The organism is Mesorhizobium sp. M7A.F.Ca.CA.001.10.2.1, assembly GCF_003998575.1.
GTDB lineage: Bacteria > Pseudomonadota > Alphaproteobacteria > Rhizobiales > Rhizobiaceae > Mesorhizobium.
Genome location: NZ_RZQY01000756.1, coordinates 1 through 2,662, shown reverse-complemented (window position 1 = coordinate 2,662; position 2,662 = coordinate 1). Strand labels below are relative to the sequence as shown.

At 62.8% G+C, this 2,662-nt stretch carries 3 protein-coding genes; 2 read left to right on the top strand and 1 reads right to left on the bottom strand.

Going from position 1 to position 2,662, the window contains the following annotated elements:
- Positions 1–10: 10 nt before the first annotated feature.
- Positions 11–928: a branched-chain amino acid ABC transporter permease gene (locus EN964_RS31215; RefSeq protein ID WP_127267120.1), complete on the bottom strand. Its 918-nt coding sequence runs from the start codon at positions 926–928 to the stop codon at positions 11–13.
- 193 nt (positions 929–1,121) lie between these two features.
- Here EN964_RS31215 and EN964_RS31210 point away from each other — a divergent pair, with 193 nt between their 5' ends.
- On the top strand, positions 1,122–2,252 hold the full coding sequence (locus EN964_RS31210; RefSeq protein ID WP_127271535.1) for a branched-chain amino acid ABC transporter substrate-binding protein: 1,131 nt from the start codon (positions 1,122–1,124) through the stop codon (positions 2,250–2,252).
- A 93-nt stretch (positions 2,253–2,345) separates the two neighbouring features.
- A partial coding sequence (locus tag EN964_RS31205; protein WP_127277181.1) for an ABC transporter ATP-binding protein occupies positions 2,346–2,662 on the top strand: 317 nt, incomplete at its 3' end.

Genomic DNA, 2,662 nt, shown 5'->3' with positions numbered 1-2,662 from the left:
ACCCTGCATGCTAGACTTTCTCCATGACGGTGCGCCCAAGCAGGCCGGCGGGGCGGAAGATGAGCACGGCGATGACCAGCAGGAAGACGAAGACCAGCCGGTAGGAAGCGCCGTCCGGCACGAATGTCTGCGCCAGCACTTCGATGCCGGCAATGATCAGTCCGCCCAGTATGGCGCCCGGCATCGAGCCGAGGCCGCCGATGACCGCGGCGGAAAAGCCGAGCAGGCCGGCCATGACGCCGAAGTCGAACCGTGTCACGCCGGCATAGCTTGCGAACAGAAGTCCAGCGATGGCGCCGATAGCCGAGGCAATGAAGAACGTCGCACGGAAGACGCGTGCATCGCGGATGCCCATCATGCGCGCCACGACCCGGTCCTCCGAGGCCGCCCGGATGCGCAGCCCGAGCGGGGTCATGCGCAGGAAGACAAACAGCATGGCAACCAGCGCGACGGTCAGCACCACCACCAGCAGCGCGAACCAGCTGATGGCAACGCCGGAGATTTCGAAAGCCATGCCCGACACCAGGCGCGGGAAGGCATGCGGGTTCGATCCCTGCGGATAGAGATGGCGGATCAGCTCGCGGATGACGATGCCGAGCGCCACGGTCGCCACCAGCGCCATCATGGCGGGCGCATCGCGGAAGCGCCTGATGACCACCTTGTCCAGCAGGACGCCGATCAAACCGACGGCGAACACGGCGACCGGAACCGCAAGCACCAGCCAGGCGGGCCCCGAGGCGCCAAGAGCGGTCGCCAACGCCTGGGCAAGCGCCAGCGTGATGAACGGCGCCGTCATCGCGACATCGCCGTGCGAGAAATGAATGACGTTCAAGACACCGAAGATCAGGCTGAATCCGATCGCCAGCAAGGCATAGATGCAGCCAAGGGTTATCCAGTTCACCAGTTGCTGGACAAGCAGTTCCGCCATGCGGTCGGTCTCTCGATTGAAGCCGACAGGTATCAATCGCCATCCCGGGCGGACAGAACGAATCTCCGAACTCACGAGTCACAATTTCCGAATTTCGTCACTGAATACGCGCCCGTACACTGATGATCAGCCGACGATCACGATCGGCCGGGTCGCTACGACGGCGGCAGATAATTCTGTTTGAGGTGGAACCATGCAAAACAGGCGCAGTGCGCTTATCCGCGTATCGTCAATTCTGGCCGGCTCTCTGTTTGCCATCGCCCTGGGCGCCGCCCAGGCGCAGGCCGACCAGATCAAGCTCGGCTTCATCGGGCCGCTCTCCGGCGGCAACGCCCAGCAGGGCCTCGGCGCCCGCAACGGCTTCCTGCTCGCCATCGAGCAGGCCAATGCCAGCGGCTATCCGCACCAGGTGGAAGGCGTCGTGCTCGATGACGCCTCCGATCCGGCGGTCGGCGTTTCGGCGGCGCAGAAGCTGGTCAACGATCCCGCGGTGGTCGCGGCAACGGGGCATTGGAACAGCTCGGTCGCGTTGGCGACGATCCCGGTCTTCAACCGCTCGCAGATGCCGTTCATCGTCTGGGGCGCGGTCAGCCCGAAGATTACCGAACAGAACTTCCCGAACGTGACCCGCGTCACGCCGACGCTGGTCAACGAGAACAAACCGCTGGCCGAAGCCATCGCCAAGCAAGGCAAGATCAAGAAGATCGCCATCATCTCCGACACCACCGACTACGGTGCGGCCAACACCAAATGGTTCGGCGATTTCTTCAAGGCGGCCGGCGGCGAGGTCGTTTCTTCGGATGCCGCAGCTGTCGGCACGACCGATTTCCGCGCCATGCTGACGACCGCGAAGGCAGCGTCGCCCGACGCGGTCTATTTCGGCGGTGTCGTCACCGAAGCAGCGCTGGTGCGCAGCCAGATGGCCGACCTCGGCATGGGCAATCTGCCGATGTACGGAATTTCAGGCATCTACGACCCGAAATTCATCGAGATCGCGGGAGCTGCCGCCGAGGGCACCATCGCCGGAACTCCGGCCGTCCAGTCGAACCCCAAGCTCGAGGAGTTCAACAAGGCCTATGAAACCAAGGCTTATCCCGATCCTGCCGGCTCCTATGCGAAATATGCCTACGAGGCGACGCAGATCCTGCTTCAGGTCATCAAGGAAAAAGGCCTCGACGACAAGGAGGCGCTGAGCAAGGCCATTCGTGACATCCACCACGACGGCATTCTGGGAGACGTCTCGTTCGATGCCAACGGACAGACCAACATGGCCATCGACATCGACATGTTCGTCGTCCGCAGCGGCAAATGGGAGAAGATGTAACTTACCTGATCGACGCCGCGCCCGTTCTCAGTGGCGCGGCGTCGATCACCTTCATCGCCGAGCTCGCAAAAGTCCTGACCGGAGCGCCTGACCATGAATGACGAGGCTGGCCACGGCGCACCTCGAAAGGCCGTCGAGATCAAGGGCGTCTCCAAGGTGTTCGGCACCTATCAGGCGCTGAAGCCTGTTTCCTTCGACATCTACGACAACGAGTTCTTCACGCTGCTCGGCCCGAGCGGCTGCGGCAAGACCACCCTGCTGCGCATGATCGCCGGTTTCGAGCAGCCGACGGCGGGGCAGATTTTCCTGCACGGCTCGGACATACAGGGACTCCCCCCGCATAAGCGGCGGGTCAACACCGTCTTCCAGAGCTACGCCCTGTTTCCGCATATGAGCGTCGAACAGAACAT